General features: G+C 49.4%; 15 protein-coding genes. 13 read left to right on the top strand and 2 right to left on the bottom strand.

Annotated features, from left to right (window positions below; translation table 11 throughout):
- Positions 1 to 148: 148 nt before the first annotated feature.
- The 3 genes from JOY44_RS01220 to JOY44_RS01210 all read left to right on the top strand — a co-directional run bounded on the left by JOY44_RS01220 (position 149) and on the right by JOY44_RS01210 (position 3,487).
- Positions 149 to 1,243, top strand: a complete 1,095-nt coding sequence (locus JOY44_RS01220) for a transposase (RefSeq protein WP_203031908.1) — start codon at positions 149 to 151, stop codon at positions 1,241 to 1,243.
- 201 nt (positions 1,244 to 1,444) lie between these two features.
- Entirely contained in the window at positions 1,445 to 2,173 is a 729-nt protein-coding gene (locus JOY44_RS01215; protein ID WP_171571977.1) for a cation diffusion facilitator family transporter, read from the top strand.
- Positions 2,174 to 2,335: 162 nt separating this feature from the next.
- On the top strand, positions 2,336 to 3,487 hold the full coding sequence (locus JOY44_RS01210) for a cob(I)yrinic acid a,c-diamide adenosyltransferase (protein ID WP_197984869.1): 1,152 nt from the start codon (positions 2,336 to 2,338) through the stop codon (positions 3,485 to 3,487).
- 12 nt (positions 3,488 to 3,499) lie between these two features.
- Here the strand turns inward: JOY44_RS01210 and JOY44_RS01205 are convergent, their stop codons facing one another.
- Positions 3,500 to 5,404, bottom strand: coding sequence for an ATP-binding protein (locus tag JOY44_RS01205; protein WP_197984868.1), 1,905 nt, complete (start codon positions 5,402 to 5,404; stop codon positions 3,500 to 3,502).
- A gap of 436 nt (positions 5,405 to 5,840) precedes the next feature.
- Here JOY44_RS01205 and thrB point away from each other — a divergent pair, with 436 nt between their 5' ends.
- From thrB to JOY44_RS01190, 3 genes are all read left to right on the top strand, one after another.
- Entirely contained in the window at positions 5,841 to 6,764 is a 924-nt protein-coding gene (gene thrB / locus JOY44_RS01200) for a homoserine kinase (RefSeq protein ID WP_171571976.1), read from the top strand.
- Between the two features lie 329 nt (positions 6,765 to 7,093).
- Positions 7,094 to 7,825: a C40 family peptidase gene (locus JOY44_RS01195; protein ID WP_197984867.1), complete on the top strand. Its 732-nt coding sequence runs from the start codon at positions 7,094 to 7,096 to the stop codon at positions 7,823 to 7,825.
- Between the two features lie 51 nt (positions 7,826 to 7,876).
- The gene (locus tag JOY44_RS01190; RefSeq protein WP_171571975.1) at positions 7,877 to 8,884 is read left to right on the top strand and encodes a glycosyltransferase family 2 protein; all 1,008 of its coding nucleotides are present in this window, start codon (positions 7,877 to 7,879) and stop codon (positions 8,882 to 8,884) included.
- A gap of 66 nt (positions 8,885 to 8,950) precedes the next feature.
- On the opposite strand, the gene JOY44_RS01185 is transcribed toward JOY44_RS01190, so the two are convergent.
- Entirely contained in the window at positions 8,951 to 9,151 is a 201-nt protein-coding gene (locus JOY44_RS01185) for a hypothetical protein (RefSeq protein ID WP_171571974.1), read from the bottom strand.
- 434 nt (positions 9,152 to 9,585) lie between these two features.
- Here JOY44_RS01185 and JOY44_RS01180 point away from each other — a divergent pair, with 434 nt between their 5' ends.
- From JOY44_RS01180 to dnaA, 7 genes are all read left to right on the top strand, one after another.
- On the top strand, positions 9,586 to 10,299 hold the full coding sequence (locus JOY44_RS01180) for a Crp/Fnr family transcriptional regulator (protein ID WP_171571973.1): 714 nt from the start codon (positions 9,586 to 9,588) through the stop codon (positions 10,297 to 10,299).
- 245 nt (positions 10,300 to 10,544) lie between these two features.
- On the top strand, positions 10,545 to 11,009 hold the full coding sequence (locus JOY44_RS01175; protein ID WP_171571972.1) for a response regulator: 465 nt from the start codon (positions 10,545 to 10,547) through the stop codon (positions 11,007 to 11,009).
- A 61-nt stretch (positions 11,010 to 11,070) separates the two neighbouring features.
- The gene (locus tag JOY44_RS01170) at positions 11,071 to 11,970 is read left to right on the top strand and encodes a GDSL-type esterase/lipase family protein (protein ID WP_171571971.1); all 900 of its coding nucleotides are present in this window, start codon (positions 11,071 to 11,073) and stop codon (positions 11,968 to 11,970) included.
- A 20-nt stretch (positions 11,971 to 11,990) separates the two neighbouring features.
- Complete coding sequence (locus JOY44_RS01165; RefSeq protein WP_171571970.1) at positions 11,991 to 12,680, top strand: chromophore lyase CpcT/CpeT; 690 nt, start codon at positions 11,991 to 11,993, stop codon at positions 12,678 to 12,680.
- A 199-nt stretch (positions 12,681 to 12,879) separates the two neighbouring features.
- Positions 12,880 to 14,586 carry a SpoIIE family protein phosphatase gene (locus JOY44_RS01160; RefSeq protein WP_171571969.1) on the top strand — a complete coding sequence of 569 codons (1,707 nt, stop codon included), beginning with the start codon at positions 12,880 to 12,882 and terminating at the stop codon, positions 14,584 to 14,586.
- Between the two features lie 3 nt (positions 14,587 to 14,589).
- Positions 14,590 to 15,066, top strand: a complete 477-nt coding sequence (locus tag JOY44_RS01155; protein ID WP_171571968.1) for an ATP-binding protein — start codon at positions 14,590 to 14,592, stop codon at positions 15,064 to 15,066.
- Between the two features lie 417 nt (positions 15,067 to 15,483).
- Entirely contained in the window at positions 15,484 to 16,905 is a 1,422-nt protein-coding gene (gene dnaA, locus JOY44_RS01150) for a chromosomal replication initiator protein DnaA (protein ID WP_242541700.1), read from the top strand.
- Positions 16,906 to 16,914: the final 9 nt, after the last annotated feature.

Below are 16,914 nucleotides of genomic sequence, written 5' to 3'. Positions count from 1 at the left end.
AAGAGGGGCCAATCCAAGTACTCTGAGGATTACCACATCAACAGAAGTCGCTAAGGAAAACACCCCTCGCCTCTATGATGCGCTGCAAGCGTTGCTGGGTCAACACTGTCGCTGGCGAGATCAGCGCCACTTGTACCCTCTGGTCTGGATGGTCGCAGGACTGGTTGCCAGCGGACAAATCAGCTTAACGGCATGGAGCGATTATGTGCGAAGTCGTGCGGTTTATGCTCAGAGTACGCAACGGCGATTTTCACGGTGGCTTCAGAATGAGCGGGTACACGAGCATTCGTTGTATGCCCGGTTGATTGGATATGCCCTATCGGTTTGGCAGCAAGAGCGTATTGTTCTGGCACTCGACACCACGCGGCTGTGGGAGCAATACTGCATCATTCGGATTGTGGCCGTATACCGAGGACGAGGAATTCCAGTGGTCTGGAAGGTGCTGAAGCATTCTAGCAGTACCGTTGCTTATGCCACCTACGCTCCGCTGTTGGATGCCGTCGTTGAGGTATTGCCCGCAGGGGTTGAAGTCTTGTTTTTGGCAGACCGAGGCTTTGCTGACGTAGAGTTATTCAAACACCTGCATCGTTTGGGCTGGCACTACCGGATTCGGGTCAAGTCCAACTTTCTGGTGTATCGCGGTCAGCAGGGTACACCCATCTCGTTTTACCCCCTATCGACCAGTCATGCCCTGTTTCTGCATCAAGTCAAGATCACTAAAGCTCGCTATGGGCTGGTGCATCTAGCCTTAGCTCATCACTATCCCAGTCGGGAACGTTGGTATGTCGTTAGTGACCAACCCACTACGACCGAAACCTTTGTTGAATACGGCTTGAGGTTGGATATTGAGGAGAACTTTTTGGATGATAAGTCCAACGGTTTTCAACTTGAATCCTCCCACATCCGTTCTGCTGCCATGCTCTCACGCTTGTGCTTGGTACTCGCCGTTGCCACTCTCTATTTGACCAGTGCGGGCACAGCAGCGGTGGAGCGAGGTGAGCGTCGTCAGGTTGACCCGCATTGGTTTCGGGGCAGTAGCTATTTCAAGATTGGCTGGCATTGGATTCGCAAAGCCCTCGTGCAAGGTTGGGGACTGCCCACGACTCTGGCGCTCAAATCTGCCCTTGACCCTGCTCCCTGCATTTCGTCTAAATCTCAAGCGGCACAGCAACAACCGCTCTATTTCAGATGCACGACTGTTGATTGTGCGATTTCTCTGGAACAAAGTCTCAGCACTGCTTAGAAGGCTAGAGTCGAAAAGATGTGTCAGTCAACCAGGGCTTACACCTAAAACTGAAAAAGTTATTTTCAACTCTGCAACTCAATTGCGTTAGCTATCGTGACTTGGGCTTTGTCGATCCCGTGCAGATTCAACTAAGCGACCGAGGAACATTTAACCAGCTTTTCTATCTATGATTGAAGCCTGTAGTAAACGTGAAACGCTTTGGCATCTGATTCAACATCTCGAGAACCGCTGCAAAAATTGCGATCGCTGACGATTGCCTGGAGTCTTGTTGTTTTGACTGCTACTGCTGATGTTGCGATTGGCGCATGGAGCCACAGCCTAGCGCTGTTTGCCGACTCTGGACATCTGTTTGCGGATGCAGCCACCTTTGGGCTATCGGTGATTGCAGCATGGTGGGCTTGCAAAAAACAGCCTGCGACAGGCACCTCTCGCTTGGAAGCGATCGCCGCGCTGGTCAATGGTTTGGGATTGCTAGGCATTTCGGCAGAGTTGCTGTGGGAGGGTTTGCATCGCCTGGGTGAAGCGGCTCCAGAGATTTTAAGTGTGCCCATGGTCGCTATGGCAGGATTTAGCCTGGTTGCTAATGTGATCAATGTGCGGTTGCTGCATGGGCACAGCCACCAAGATCTGAACGTGCAGGGTGTGTTTTTACACTTGCTAGGCGATTTGTTTAGTTCAATCGGCGTGCTGCTAGCCGCGATCGCCGTTTGGCTCTGGCACTGGACTTGGGCAGATGTCGCCGTTAGTTTAGTGGTTGCCCTTATCGTCGGCGGAAGTGCTTTTCCTTTAATTCGTCGCAGTCTGCACTTGCTCAAGAGAGGAAACGCAAGCGCTGACCTGAATCCAATCGTCCCAGCCCAATGTATCTGCTGCACGCCTGCTGAAATTCAAAAACTTTTGCAGCCCACCCTAGAAGAATTGATCTAGCTGTGCAAGAGTTCTACTGTACTCATCAAGACGCTTCAGCCCTTATTGTGCAAATCCAGCTATAGCCAGATTTAATGAATTCTTTCTTAAAAGACGCTATAGGTAGAGTAGGTTAAAGTATTCCCAGCAGCAGCGAAGCAGAGTTCGCTAGGATGGAGCAGTATGGGAACAGTGAGAACAATGGCACGAGGCGGGGTTGGCATTCGGACGGCTCAAACTCGATCGGAACGGTTGACTGGGCAAATTCATGTCTACGACGGTGCCGGAAAGGGTAAATCTCAAGCGGCATTGGGAGTAGTGCTGCGATCAATTGGCTTAGGCATTCACAGCGATTTGCAAACCCGTGTGCTGTTGCTGCGCTTTCTCAAAGGTCCAGGACGCACTTATGATGAAGATGCCGCGATCGAAGCTTTGCAACGCGGCTTTCCTCACTTAATTGATCAGGTTCGCACCGGACGGGCTGAGTTTTTTGGAGCCGACCAAATCACCCGCTTCGACAAGCTAGAAGCGCAGCGCGGTTGGGATGTTGCAAAAGGCGCGATCGCGTCTGGTTTATATTCTGTCGTGGTGCTAGACGAGTTGAACCCCGTCCTCGATTTAGGCTTGCTGCCTGTGGATGAAGTGGCTAGCACGCTTCAGCGTAAACCTGACCATATGGAAGTGATTGCCACCGGACGTGCAGCCCCTCAAACCCTACTTGATATTGCTGATTTGCACTCAGAAATGCGCCCCCATTACCACTCCAAAGCCCAGAACAACGGAATTGAGGGCATTGAAATCTACACTGGCGAGGGGAAAGGCAAATCTACTAGCGCCTTGGGCAAAGCACTACAGGCGATCGGGCGCGGCATCAGTCAGGATAAATCTCATCGGGTGCTGATCATGCAATGGCTGAAGGGTGGCTCAGGCTACACCGAGGATGCAGCGATCGCCGCCCTGCGCCAAAGTTATCCCAACCTGGTGGATCATCAGCGCTGCGGACGCGATGCCATCGTTTGGCGGGGGCAGCAGCAAGAATTGGACTATGTGGAAGCCGAGCGGGGTTGGGAAATTGCCAGAGCCGCGATCGCCTCTGGACTTTATAAAACCCTGATTTTGGATGAACTCAATCCTACTGTCGATCTCGAACTGTTGCCCGAAGAACCGATCATGCAAGCCCTGCTTCGCAAACCACGTGATACTGAAATCATCATCACTGGGCGCTGCAAGAATTTGCCTGCTTACTTTGATCTAGCAAGCGTTCACTCTGAAATGATTTGCCACAAACACTACGCCGAAAAAGGCGTAGACCTGAAGCGGGGCGTAGACTTTTAAAGCACTTTTAAGCTAATTCACTTTCGTGCCAAGTTTGGCGTAGTGCATCATCAGTTTTGCCAGGGCATCTAGATCAATCGGCTTAGAAATATAATCGTCAGCTCCAGATTCTAAACAAACCGCGCGATCGCCCTTCATTGCCATTGCCGTTTGAGTGATTACTGGAATGGTCTGATAGCGAGGATGATGCTTCAGTTGACGAGTCAGGACAAGTCCATCTGCGTCAGGCAAATGCACATCCATCAAAATGACCGCAGGCAGCGATCGCTCCAGCGCACTCCACATTTCCATGCCATCTTTTGCCCAAGTGACCTCATAGCCCAAACGGCTCAAATAAGTCAGCATCAGTTTTGCATTCGGAATATTGTCTTCCACCACTAACACTCGGTTAAATGCAAGATCTTGCTGAGTAAACTCCTCCGCAAGCAGAGCGATTGAGTCTGGGTCGTCATCCGGTAGAGCGACCGCGCTAGTTCTATCGCTTTCTTTCACCGTTTCTGAAATCACCTGTTTAGCCACGATTCCCTGGCGAGCCAGTTTTGGACTGGGTTTCGCGTGAGCAGATGGAGGCACTTTATGATTCGCCTCGGCATCACACCGCTCAAAATCCTCTGCTAACCCAATTGGACTGAGCGGTAGCACCACCGTGAACCGAGACCCTTGATTTAGTTCTGAACAAACTTCAACCCGTCCACCGTGAAGCTCGGCTAGCTTTTGAGTCAGCACTAACCCCAGTCCGGTTCCTTCGCTGCGCTCTACTGCGACGTTGGCGATCTGCGAGTAAGGTTTGAACAGCAGGCTCTGCTGTTCGGGTGAAATTCCAGTGCCGCTATCCCACACGGTAAAGTGAATGTGATCCTTTGTGGTCATCACTTGCAGCCCAACTGAGCCTCGAAGCGTAAACTTGACTGCATTAGACAACAGATTAAACAGCATTTGCTTGAGCCGTAAGCCGTCTCCCCCAACTGTTTTCAGATTTGGCTGCAACTCTAACTGCACACTCAAGCCCTTATCACTTGCTTTCTCGCGCACCAAGGTCAGGCAAATTTTACAAAGTTCCTCAATATTGATCGTTTCCCATTGCAAGGTCATTTGATTGGCTTCAATTTTGGACAAATCCAAAATGTCGTTAATCAGTGCCAATAGGTGCCGACCGCTACTCAAAATTATTCTGAGATATTCCTGGTGGCGCAAATTCAGCGGGTCGAAGCCCTGTTGCTGCAAAAGATGGGTAAATCCAAGAATGGAGCTGAGGGGTGTACGAATTTCGTGGCTGGTATTGGCAAGAAACTCACTTTTTAGCTGATTAGCTTGCTCAAGTTCTTGATTTTTTGTTAGTAGAGTTTGGTAGCGCTGACGCTGGCTAGCAATCAGTCTAATCTGGTGCAGCGCACCTACACACTGTTGAGCGATGCGCTCAAGTGTTTCAGGGGAACAGCGTAGCTGAGGCGACTCATCTGGATTGCTTAGATCATCAGTTGAATGACCAATCAGCAGCCATGCTTCACACTGCGATCCGCGAATTTCATAGAGACGATACGGGTGCCCTGAGGAATCAACGCACTGCTGCAACTTAGCGAAGTCAGATCGGCTAATTGGCTGTCCTTGCTTCAAAGCAATTTCTTTGCCTTTCGACAACTGCCATGTCATTAACTGCGATCGCCCATATCCGGCAACATAGGCTAGCGTCAATTCGGCTTTAGGGTGATGGGTCAATGGCAGCGCGATCGCGACGGGTGTTTCTAACAGGCGACTCAACTCAGAGGCAACCCGTTGAAAAAGCGCCAATTCCGCTTGGTCTACACTTTCCTGCGGGACTGTCTTTTCATTCTCTAAATAAGCAGTTACAAACTCAGATATCCGCTGTCCTAGCGAAGCTACACAACGTTCATTCCAAAGCTGAAGCTCTAGTGACATAGAGTCTTTTGATTGCGTAGAGGCTTTGATTTGAGAAACTTTAGACGAAGAACAAGGCATAAAAGAGACTGTTCTAATCTGTGCAATCGCCACCAATCCATATCAGCTGAACCATGACACTACCGATTTGATCCAATCTAAAACAGAGGCCTTGTGACACTTTAAGCGTTGGGTCAATCCAACCTAAGACACATCTGAGACCCACTATGCGTTGGCAATCGGCAATATATGTGGAGCAAGAGCAAGGCGGCAAGTATCTTACGATTTTAGTTTAACTCCGTATATCTTCGTATATCTACTGCTTCAACCTCATTGAGGCTTCACAGGATAATGAAGAATCACTGAATCCAACCTATCGCACTCCGCACTCAAAACTGTGCCCTCCCCTGCTATATCATTAGCAATGCTTTGTCATTTGCCAGATTTGGTTTTTTTGATGTCTCATCCTACTTCTGTTGCGATCGCGGTTCCTGCCACCACCGCCAATATCGGACCCGGCTTTGACTGTTTGGGTGCGGCTCTGACGCTCTATAACTCCTTCACATTTTCGCTGTTATCTAGCCCACCGGCGGTTGTGATCACCGCAACGGGCACAGAAGCAGCACGGGTTTCAACAGATGAATCAAATCTGGCATACAAAGCGTTTGCCAAACTCTATGAACAGATTGGGCAATCAGTGCCCTCCGTAAAAATTGACATTCAACTAGGAGTGCCACTGGCAAGGGGTTTAGGAAGTTCGGCAACGGCGATCGCCGCGGGAATGTTGGGGGCAAATATTTTGGCAGGGTCACCGCTGAGCCTGGAAGCCGTGGTGAAACTAGCGGTAGATATTGAAGGACATCCCGATAATGTGGTGCCAGCATTGATGGGAGGGTGTCGCTTGGCAGCAAAGGGAGTGAATGACGAATGGCAAATTTGCGACATTCCTTGGCATCCCAGCATTACCGCAATCGCTGCTATTCCCAACTTTGAGCTATCCACTGCGGAGGCGCGCCGTGTTCTTCCTACTAGCTATAGTCGGGCGGATGCTATTTTCAACACGGCTCATTTAGGTTTATTGCTGCGCGGCTTAGAAACAGGAAACGCCGACTGGCTGCAAGCCGCTTTGCAAGATCGAATTCATCAACCCTATCGGCAAGCGCTGATTCCGGGTTACGAAGCAGTGCATCAAGCGGCGATCGCCGCAGGTGCCTATGGATTAGTGATTAGCGGCGCAGGACCAACTCTGTTAGCACTGGCGGAGGTGACCCAAGCAGAACAGGTGCAAGCCGCGATCGCCACTGCCTGGAAAGATCAAACCATTGACGCGACTGTCCAAGTTCTGCAAATTGATCACAAGGGCGCGATCGCCCAGTTTTAACTGTCGTAATATCCCAACAAAAAGCCCCCAGCTTGTGGCTGAGGGCGACAATCAGGGTGCATCTACCACTCCACTATTCCGAGTTCCTACGCTCTATCCGGAAAACTCCGAAAACTTTCTAAAAACTCTGCGCCAGCATTGCACACTCGACCCTTGCTGATATGATGTGCCCTGTGAATGAACTGAGTCTTAGTGCTACACCACAAAACTCTTATGCAAAGGGTTTGGGGGGCTGAGTCCTCCAAGGAGCGGGGGAAGTCTCCCGGCACAGACTCTTAACATCGAGATATGGATACACGGTAGGTGTAATAACAGGGAGTATTTTAACCGTGATTTCTTTACAAGCGAATCAGGTTCACACGGCTGAAATTCAATCAGAGTACCGTTGTAGCCGATCTTTAGATGTGTTCGATTCGCCAGCGTTAGAGCGGTTGGCAACTCAAGCAGCGGTTGGCAGACATCTGCGAACTTCCACAGTGCTGGAACAATTGGCTGCTGATCAGAGCACAGCCGCAATCGCCGTTTGCCTGTGTGAAGATGACTATCCCGGCTGGATTTCAATGGCAGATCTTGCCTATTTAGAGAAAGCAGTTCATCCCTATCAGCCAATCTCGCTCTCTACAACAGAGATTCAAGCGAGAGTTCCAGCCGCGATCGCCTTTACTCAGGCAGCAAAAGATCAGCCCAACCATTATCTCTGGGGCGGCACAGTGGCACCCAACTACGATTGCTCTGGCTTGATGCAAGCCGCCTTTGCATCGGTGGGCGTGTGGCTGCCGAGAGATGCTTACCAGCAAGAAGCATTTACTCAAGCGATCGCGGTTTCAGAGTTGCAACCCGGCGATCTGATCTTTTTTGGCACTCCCCAAAAAGCCACCCATGTTGGACTGTACCTGGGCGACAACCACTATATTCACAGTTCCGGCAAAGATCAGGGGCACAATGGCATCGCGATCGATGTCTTATCAGATCAAGCAAGCCGCATCGGTCAAACCTACTATGCTCAGTTGCGGGGAGCCGGACGCATCGTTGCCACCTATCAACCCAGCCAAACCCTGTAGAATCAGATCGCGTCTTCTCACCCTCAATGCACCCTAACGTTTCAATTCCGCATGACATTCACTGTTGAAAACAGCAAATTGTGGGCATCATCCCTCCAGCCTCAGGTCTCTATCGTCGTCCCGATTCATAATGAATACGAAAATCTGCCCCATTTATTAGAGGCGATTTCTGCCACGCTGATCACTGCCAACATCAGCTACGAAATCTTGTGTATTGACGATGGCTCTACCGATGGTTCCGCTGATCGGCTGAAGCAAATTGCCAGCGATCGCACCGATCTTCGCAGTGTGATTCTGCGGCGTAACTATGGGCAAACCGCCGCAATGGCAGCAGGGTTTAGCCACGCCAAAGGGCAAATCATCGTGACGATGGATGGAGATTTGCAAAATGATCCGGCGGATATTCCCATCCTGCTTAGCAAACTGAGCGAAGGCTATGACCTGGTCAGCGGTTGGCGTAAAAATCGGCAGGATGCCACGGTCACTCGGTTAATTCCATCTCAAATTGCTAATTGGCTAATCGCCCAAGTGACCGGGGTCAAGGTTCACGATTATGGCTGCTCTCTCAAAGCCTATCGCTCAGAACTGATCGCCGATATGAATCTCTATGGTGAGTTGCACCGCTTTTTGCCCGCACTGGCATTTATTGAAGGTGCGCGGATTGCCGAAATTCCAGTACGCCATCATCCCCGGCAGTTTGGCAAAAGCAAATACGGACTCGATCGCACGATTCGCGTCATCATGGATTTGATAACCGTTTTCTTTATGCGTAAGTTTTTGACGCGCCCGATGCATGTGTTCGGTTCCATGGGCGTGTTATCGATCTTTTTAGGAACGGTAATTGGTTTGTATCTCACCACCCTAAAGCTCAGCTTTGGGGAAAGCATTAACCGTCCCCTGCTGATTTTAGTCGTCGTATTGATTTTGACAGGAGTACAGTTGTTTTGCTTTGGGCTATTGGCAGAACTGCTAATGCGAACCTATCACGAATCGCAAGGACGACCGATTTATCGAGTACGAGAAGTGATTGAGCCAGGACAAGAAAAAGGCGATCTCTAGGAAAGTGCGGCGTTGGGAGGAGGGCTTTGCACCCACTTGCCCCTTAGTCCCTGCCACTTACCGTGATTAGTCTTCTGGCAGCACCCATTTGGGCGGCTCCGTCATTTTTTTCATGCGGGCTGACTCGGCAATTTCCAGCAATTTATCCAGCGATGTTTCATTCACAAAACTCACCGCTTTCGATTTGTACTCCAGGTTAGGGCACTTGTCACCCAGCACGCAGCCGTTGATACAGGCTACAGCGCAGTTAATCGTAGTGTTCTCCATCTCAAACTCAGCTTGTTAAAAATTAGTGTTCAGATGTTATTTTACCGCTCTCGTTTTCAACTTTTGTCTTTGGGCTGGAGTCTAAGTGGGTTAATCCAGGACAGTTGCTTCAGATTGAATAGCGCGATTGCAGAGACTAGGACTTTGCGATCGTCTTTGTGCGTTGAAATGATCTGTCCTTGCGAGAACACTACCCGCAGCCTGCCTTGGAATGGATTTGGAAAAAGGGAACTAGGTTGAGAACCGTACAGACGCTCAATATGCGATTGTGGTCTACTACAAATCTATAGTTTTAGCTACTGTCATGAGTCAGGTTTAGCATTTTGCTTTGAACTAGAAAAATTGCTTCTTGGCAATGAGGGCTAAAGCGTTAATACGCTTCCTTATGTTGTCAGTTGTTTTTTCTCAACTCGATTTCACTAGGAATAATTTCTATGCCTGTGTCTCAATCTGATGGTGTGGCTGCAAATTGGTTATTGAAAGCACTGCCGCCTGAAGATTACCAACGTCTCCTTCCTCACTTAGAGTGGGTTTCATTGCCCCTTCATCAGGTGATTTACGAAGCAAATAACGCCATTCAATACGTCTATTTTCCAATTGGCGCGATGATTTCTTTAGTTTCCACCTTGCTGAATGGTTCAACGATCGAAGTCGGCATCATAGGACACAAGGGCATGGCGGGGATTTCAGTGATTTTGAGCGGCACAACCGGAACTCATCGCGCCTTGGTTCAAGTTGCAGGCGATGCACTTCGACTTGAGGCAACGGTGTTGCAAGCAGAGTTTGGCGAGGGAGGCAGCCTGCAAAAGATATTGTTGCGCTATGTGCAAGCACTATTAGTGCAAACCTCGCAATCGGTGGCTTGTAATCGCTTTCACACAACCGAAAAACGCTTGGCGCGGTGGCTGCTATTAGTCGCTGATGCCGTTTCCAAGGAGGAGTTTTTGCTCACTCAAGAATTTATTGGTCAAATGCTGGGTGTGCGTCGGGCAGGAGTGACGGTGGCAGCAGGCAACCTAGCTCAATTAGGACTGATCCGCTACACGCGCGGCAAGATTGAGGTTGTGAGCCGACATGGACTGGAGGACTTTTCCTGCGAGTGTTATGGCGTGATCAGAAACGAATTCTCTCGAATGCTGAGGCTATAGCCTCAGCATTCGAGAGAATAACCAAAAGTCAACTCGTTTGTTTAAGATCGTACTGACTTCTTTGTATGAGAAATGTTACTCTTCTTTACAAGAAAAGCTTTACTGAGTTGCTTCTAGAGCCGTAATTAATTCAAACCTGTGTTTGCTAGGGAGAGCGCAGGGATGAGCTTGCAGATTTCAAAACTCGTTTGCTTCGATTCAAAATTCAAATACGCATTTGGGATTTTGTGATTAGAGAACTCATCATGGAAGGATACGTGCAGGATCAGTCTTTGGATCTCACTGGGCTAAAGATTCTGATTGTTGACGATGATCCAGACACCCAACTTCTGTTTACCTGTCTCTTAGAAAGTATCGGAGCGGTGGTGGCAGTAGTTGCTTCGGCGTGCGAAGCCTTCACTCTCCTCACCCAGTTCACGCCCGATGTTTTGGTCAGCGATATTGCTCTCCCCAATGAAGATGGCTATATCTTCATTCGCAAGCTTAGAGCCTTAGAAGCGAAGTCTAATCAATTTCTGCCTGCCATTGCTGTTTCAGCTTACATCCAGGGAAACGACGATTTACTGGCTGCAGCCGCAGGCTTTCAAAGGTGGCTCTCTAAACCCGTTGACCTTGATTACTTGATCCGCACGATCGCCGAAGTAGTGCCGCATAAAACTGGCGATCGCTGCGGAAGTAGTAGAGAGAATAAGACTGAAGTCTGGTCATAACTATCCTGAAACGAAGTAGCGATCGCTGTGAATAGTAAGCAGAGTTTGCTGCCATTTGATCATGCTTGATTCGTTAGTACTTGCCTCCCAAATTCCTGATAAAACCAACACCAGCGTTCCAAAAGACGAACTTCGCACCCATCATCAAGCAGTGCAAGCTGAAAAGCAGCGGTTGAATCAAATCTTGCTGAGGTTGCGATCTCACAGTCGCCCAGAATCGATCTCCTCCACAAAATTTTCTTCAGTGGCCGTGCCGAGGTCGGGAAGCCAGCTTTATTCTCAGCGGGTCGCCGCAGTCAGCACCGGGCATCTCTACACTCACTTACCACCCAACAGCTTTCAATCTAGTTGGAGCAATGCCACCCAACAACCGACTTACGAGCAGTGGCGCACTTTGATGAAACGGGAAGCCGCGATCGCTGCCAAAGCAACTCAACGCACTGGTGTATTATTGGGCGACTCTTTGAGCCTGTGGTTTCCTAGCGATCGCTTGCCGCAACCCCAAACGTGGCTGAACCAATCTATTTCAGGCGACACCACGCACGGCATTCTCCGCCGTTTGTCTGATTTTGCGGCAACTCGTCCCCGTGTCGTTTATCTCATGGCAGGCATCAACGACCTGAAACAGGGAGCCACCGACAACGAAATTTTGTGGAATGTGCGCCAGATTATTACTCAACTTCGGCGAACCCAGCCTCAAGCGAATTTGATTGTGCAGTCAGTGCTGCCAACCCGCTCGGTGATTGCATCCAGCGATCGCATCGCCCAACTCAATCGCCAACTCAGGGCACTTTCCACCCGCAGCGGAGCCTATTTTCTCGATCTCTCTAGTCAGATGGCAGATACCAACGGCAATTTGCGACAAGAGCTGACCACCGATGGATTGCACCTCAACGCTAAAGGATACGCCGCCTGGCAATCGATCTTGCTGAAGGCTGATGGCGCGATCGCAACTCGCTAAAGATGCGCTAGGATTCCTCCATGGCGTTTTCTCTGCAAAATTTTATAAGCAAACTCCCCACGACAGTGAGTGGGACGATCGCGATCGCGTATCTCCTCCATCCCACCATTGCCATCGCAGAGCCGATTATTAAAACTTCTAGCACGTTAGAACAGCAAGCCGAAGAAGTCGCTGCATTGCTAGTAGGCAAAATGGATACCTCAGCCCAAGCGATCGCCAATCCTAAAGCGCCCAACGTACAAATGACAACCTGCCGGATCGGGTTAGTCGCTCAGGCTGAACCGCAGTCCATTTTTTTATATCAAGAACAGGCAATGTCTACGTCGCTTGACAAACCATATCGTCAGCGATTTTTGGAAATTTCGCCCAGTTCCCTTAGCCAAAGTGTGCGATCGCGCTCTTTTAAGCCCACTGACCCAACTCGCTGGGCTGGATTGTGCGATCGCACATCAGACAGCATAGAGCGAACTGTCAACCTTAGCGATCTGGGCACTCCTGTTTGCAACGTCTTCCTCAAACAGGTCGGCACGGGCTACATGGGCAACACGCCGGTCGATGGCTGTCCCGCCAAAGTACGAGGAGCCGTTCGTATCACTAACCACATCGAACTCGCTCCTGCCAGCATGAATACTTGGGATCGCGGCTTCGATGCTCAAGGCAAACAAGTTTGGGGCGCAAAAACCGAAGCCTACCACTTCCGTCGCCAATAAAGTCTGTGCATCTTTTCTCAATCCCTATTCCCTTTCTCCTGCTCTTATTCCCTTTTTCCTGCTCTTATTCCCTTTCCTCCCCAAATCATTCCTGCCTGTTAGGTTGATTGTCATCTGGGGTATTTTGAGTTAGACAAGCAAGGGGCATAATGGCGCATGAGACTGCAATTTGCCATGGTGTACAAGGTTGGGGTATCACATGGCTGAGGAAATCGATGGCAAGCTGAAATTGATGGTCGTTGATGACGAACCAGATAACCTGGCGCTGTTGTACCGGACTTTTCGGCGAGATTTTGAAGTCGTCAAGGCAGAAAGCGCGATCGAGGCGCTGAAGATTTTAGATGAACAGGGCGAGATGGCAATCATCATCTCCGACCAACGAATGCCAGAAATGCTAGGAACTGAGTTTCTCAGCAAAACAGTTGATCACTTTCCCGATACGATTCGGATTGTGTTAACGGGCTACACGGATGTTGAAGATTTAGTGGAAGCCATTAACGCCGGGAAGGTGTTTAAGTACATCACCAAGCCGTGGGTGCCCGACCAACTTAAGGTTGTAATCCAGCAGGCAGGGGAAACCTACCGCATCGTCAAACAACGCACCAACGAACTCAGGCGGGCGCTGCGTCGAGAGTCGCTGTTTAATGCTGTAACTACAGCCATTCGTGAATCGCTCAATTATGACAGTATGCTGCAAACCATCGCAGCGACTCTAGTACAAACGTTTAATGCGAGTGAGTGCATTTTACAGCCTATAGAAGGCGATCGCCTGACGACCGAGGTTTTTTATCACTCCGCGATCGTCAACGCAGACAACAGCAATCCCGCGCAACAATCCTTGTCCACAGATGATCTCTTGATTCAAAATGTCCTTAGTACACGCCAAATTCAGACCGATAAAATCACAGGTAGCCCGCACCGCTTAGTTGTTCCCATCACCTATCAGCAAGATTTCCTCGCTATCTTTGCCATGCATCGGGAACTGGATGCTGCACCTTGGTCTAGCGAAGACATTACCCTTATTCAAGAAGTTGCCGAACAAGCTGCCCTTGCCATTTCTCAAGCGAAGCTTTACCTGCAAACGCAAACGCAAGCCGAGCAAATGCGGGCAGAGTTAGAAGTTGCCCGTCAAATTCAGGGCAACCTGCTGCGGCAAACTTTACCCGAATTGAAGGGGATGAAAGTTCAAGCATGTTGCTATCCGGCACGGGAGGTTGGCGGAGACTTTTTTGAGGTTTATGCCCATCCTCAAGGCGATGTTTGGTTAGCAGTAGGAGATGTTTCTGGAAAAGGCGTTCCTGCTGCCCTGTTCATGGCAAGCGCAATTTCTGTCTTACGGCGAGAACTTTCTCAAGAAATGCCGCCAGAGCCTCATATTGTGATGCAAAACTTAAATCGCAGCTTGTCTGAAGATTTAGTCAGCACCAACTGTTTCATTACCATGGTGTTAGTCTGCTACACCCCATCCACTCACAAGCTGATCTATGCGAATGCCGGACACATTTACCCCTTAGTCTGGTCTAGAGAAGCAGTTTCAGCCCATCTCGCTCAAGGACAACCCGTGACAATCGAACCGAATTATCTGAAAGTGCGAGGTGTGCCCCTTGGCATCTTGCCGCATTGGAAAGCTGCTGCTGGTAGCATTGACCTTAACCCCGGCGAGATTCTTTTGCTTACCAGTGATGGCATTACTGAAGCAACCATCCACAATGCGGAACCGATTAATGGTACCAATCAAGTTAATGGCAGCAATCAAGCCACTGCCATGCTGCAACAAACCGGGTTATGGCAATTATTGATTCAAGATCAATCATCCTTGGATCTGAAAGACTTGCTTGCCCGGATTCGATCGCACAATGATATACAAGAAGACGACCAAACTATTCTCTCTTTGGAGGTTCTGTAGCGAATGAGAACTGAACTTCACATCCCCAGCGATCTACAGTTTTTAAGCATCGTCGAGAATTGGCTGCTAGGCAGTTTAGAGGTTGAGCTAGGCGACCATGTAGATTGGCCCAGACAATCCAACCGTTTACGTTTAGTGCTGGTAGAAGCCTATTCCAACGTGGTGCGCCACGCTCACAAAGATCAGCCCAACTTGCCCGTTTTAATTCGTTTGGAACTCCAAGATCGGGATATTGCTCTAGAGATTTGGGATCATGGACAAGGGTTTGACTTGTCTACCTATCTTCCTCCTACTCCAGAAGCAAAACAGGAGAGTGGCTATGGCTGGTTGATTTTAAATCGGCTAATGGATCGGGTGGAATATCGGTTGCAGGTAAATGGAAAAAACTGTTTGAAACTAGAAGCAAGCATTCCCGAAGCCAAACCTGCGCCCGTAGAGAAGGCTGAAGCGGCACCGACTTTTACAGGCAAAGAAGGATAGAGCGAATCGGGGTGCAGCGTACAAAATACGAAGTGCAGTGGGCGAAGAAAGGCTGAATTGGCGATCGCCTCGGCACAAATATTCCTGGTTTGTCAATCTTTAAATATCTTTGGAGTTACCTGCTTTTCATGGGGTGGGTGCTGTAGACTACTTTAGCTGTCGTCCAGTTAAAGGGATTTTCTGGCATTTGGTATCCGCCTCCACCTTGCCATAATTTTATGTTTGCTACTTTAGATGTAGCGCCTTCAAAATGTTTAAACGCTGCCTATAGCGTTTTTTCTTATGTTGAGGTGACTTTCAAAAGCGCATGGCTCCCAAATTTGCGAGTCAGCAGGAATGATTTAGGGAACTATTGACCGTTCTCCTCAAATGCAGCTTTCTATTCTCCCTACCGTCCGCTAGAACATGAGGTCAGTTGTGGAAGCAACGGCAATTGAAAATTTTTGGGCAGAAGCCCTAGACCGCCTTCAGCTTTTGCTGAGTCGCCCGACGTTTGAGGCATGGATTAAAACGGCGATCGTAGAAGAGTTGACCGAGGAACGACTCGTTTTGCGAACGCCGAATCCTTTTGCCCGAAAGTGGTTGCAGAAGTATTACCTCAAAACACTGACAGAGGTGGTTCAAGAAATATTGGAGCGCCCGATCGAAATTCAAATGACGGTTGCCTGTGATGATGAGGGCAACCCAGTGGATTCAGATTTCTTCTGGGCATTGCCGATGGAACCCAACGCTGCCAATCTGACTAGCCCGATGGAGATTCCTACTGTGACCGTTTTGCCTGAGCCAGCTGATCGCCCCCGTTCTAGCGATCTCAATTCAAAATATATCTTCTCTCGTTTGGTCGTTGGGTCGAATAACCGCATGGCTCATGCTGCATCGCTGGCAGTAGCAGAATCGCCCGGTCGAGAATTTAATCCGCTGTTTTTGTGTGGTGGCGTTGGATTAGGCAAAACCCATTTGATGCAGGCGATCGGGCACTACCGTTTGGAAATTTGCCGGAGTTCGCGGGTTTTTTATGTGTCCACAGAGCAATTCACCAACGACTTGATTACTGCCATCAGACGCGACAGTATGCAGAGCTTTCGGGAGCACTATCGTGCGGCAGATGTGCTGCTAGTCGATGATATCCAGTTCATTGAAGGCAAAGAGTACACCCAAGAAGAGTTTTTTCACACGTTTAATACCTTGCATGAGGCAGGAAAACAGGTTGTGCTGGCATCCGATCGTCCCCCCAATCAGATTCCCCGGCTACAAGAACGGCTTTGCTCTCGGTTTTCCATGGGATTGATTGCCGACATTCAATCGCCCGACTTAGAAACCAGAATGGCAATTTTGCAAAAGAAAGCTGAGTATGAAAACATGCGTTTGCCGCGCGATGTGATTGAATATATCGCCTCCAGCTACACCTCCAACATCCGAGAGTTAGAAGGAGCGCTGATTCGGGCGGTCGCTTATATTTCCATCTCTGGGTTACCCATGACAGTAGCCAATATTTCGCCCGTGCTGAACCCGCCGGTGGAACAAGTGGAAGCGTCTCCCTCGGAAGTAATGACCATCATTGCAGAAAACTTCAATGTGCCGATTGAGGAGTTGAAAGGTCATTCTCGGCGGCGGGAAGTGAGCACAGCACGACAGATTGGCATGTATCTCATGCGCCACCACACCGGGTTGAGCCTGCCCAAAATTGGGGAAGTGTTTGGCGGCAAAGACCATACAACCGTGATGTATAGCTGCGACAAGATTGCCCAACTGAAGGAAAATGACACATCAATGGCGCAGACGCTTCGTCAGTTAAGCGATCGCATCAATCAAGCAAGTCAATCCCGCAATAAATCCTAAAAAACTTCT

It is taken from the genome of Leptolyngbya sp. Cla-17, assembly GCF_016807185.1.
Lineage (GTDB): Bacteria > Cyanobacteriota > Cyanobacteriia > Leptolyngbyales > Leptolyngbyaceae > ULC077BIN1.
This window is presented reverse-complemented; position numbering and strand designations above follow the sequence as displayed.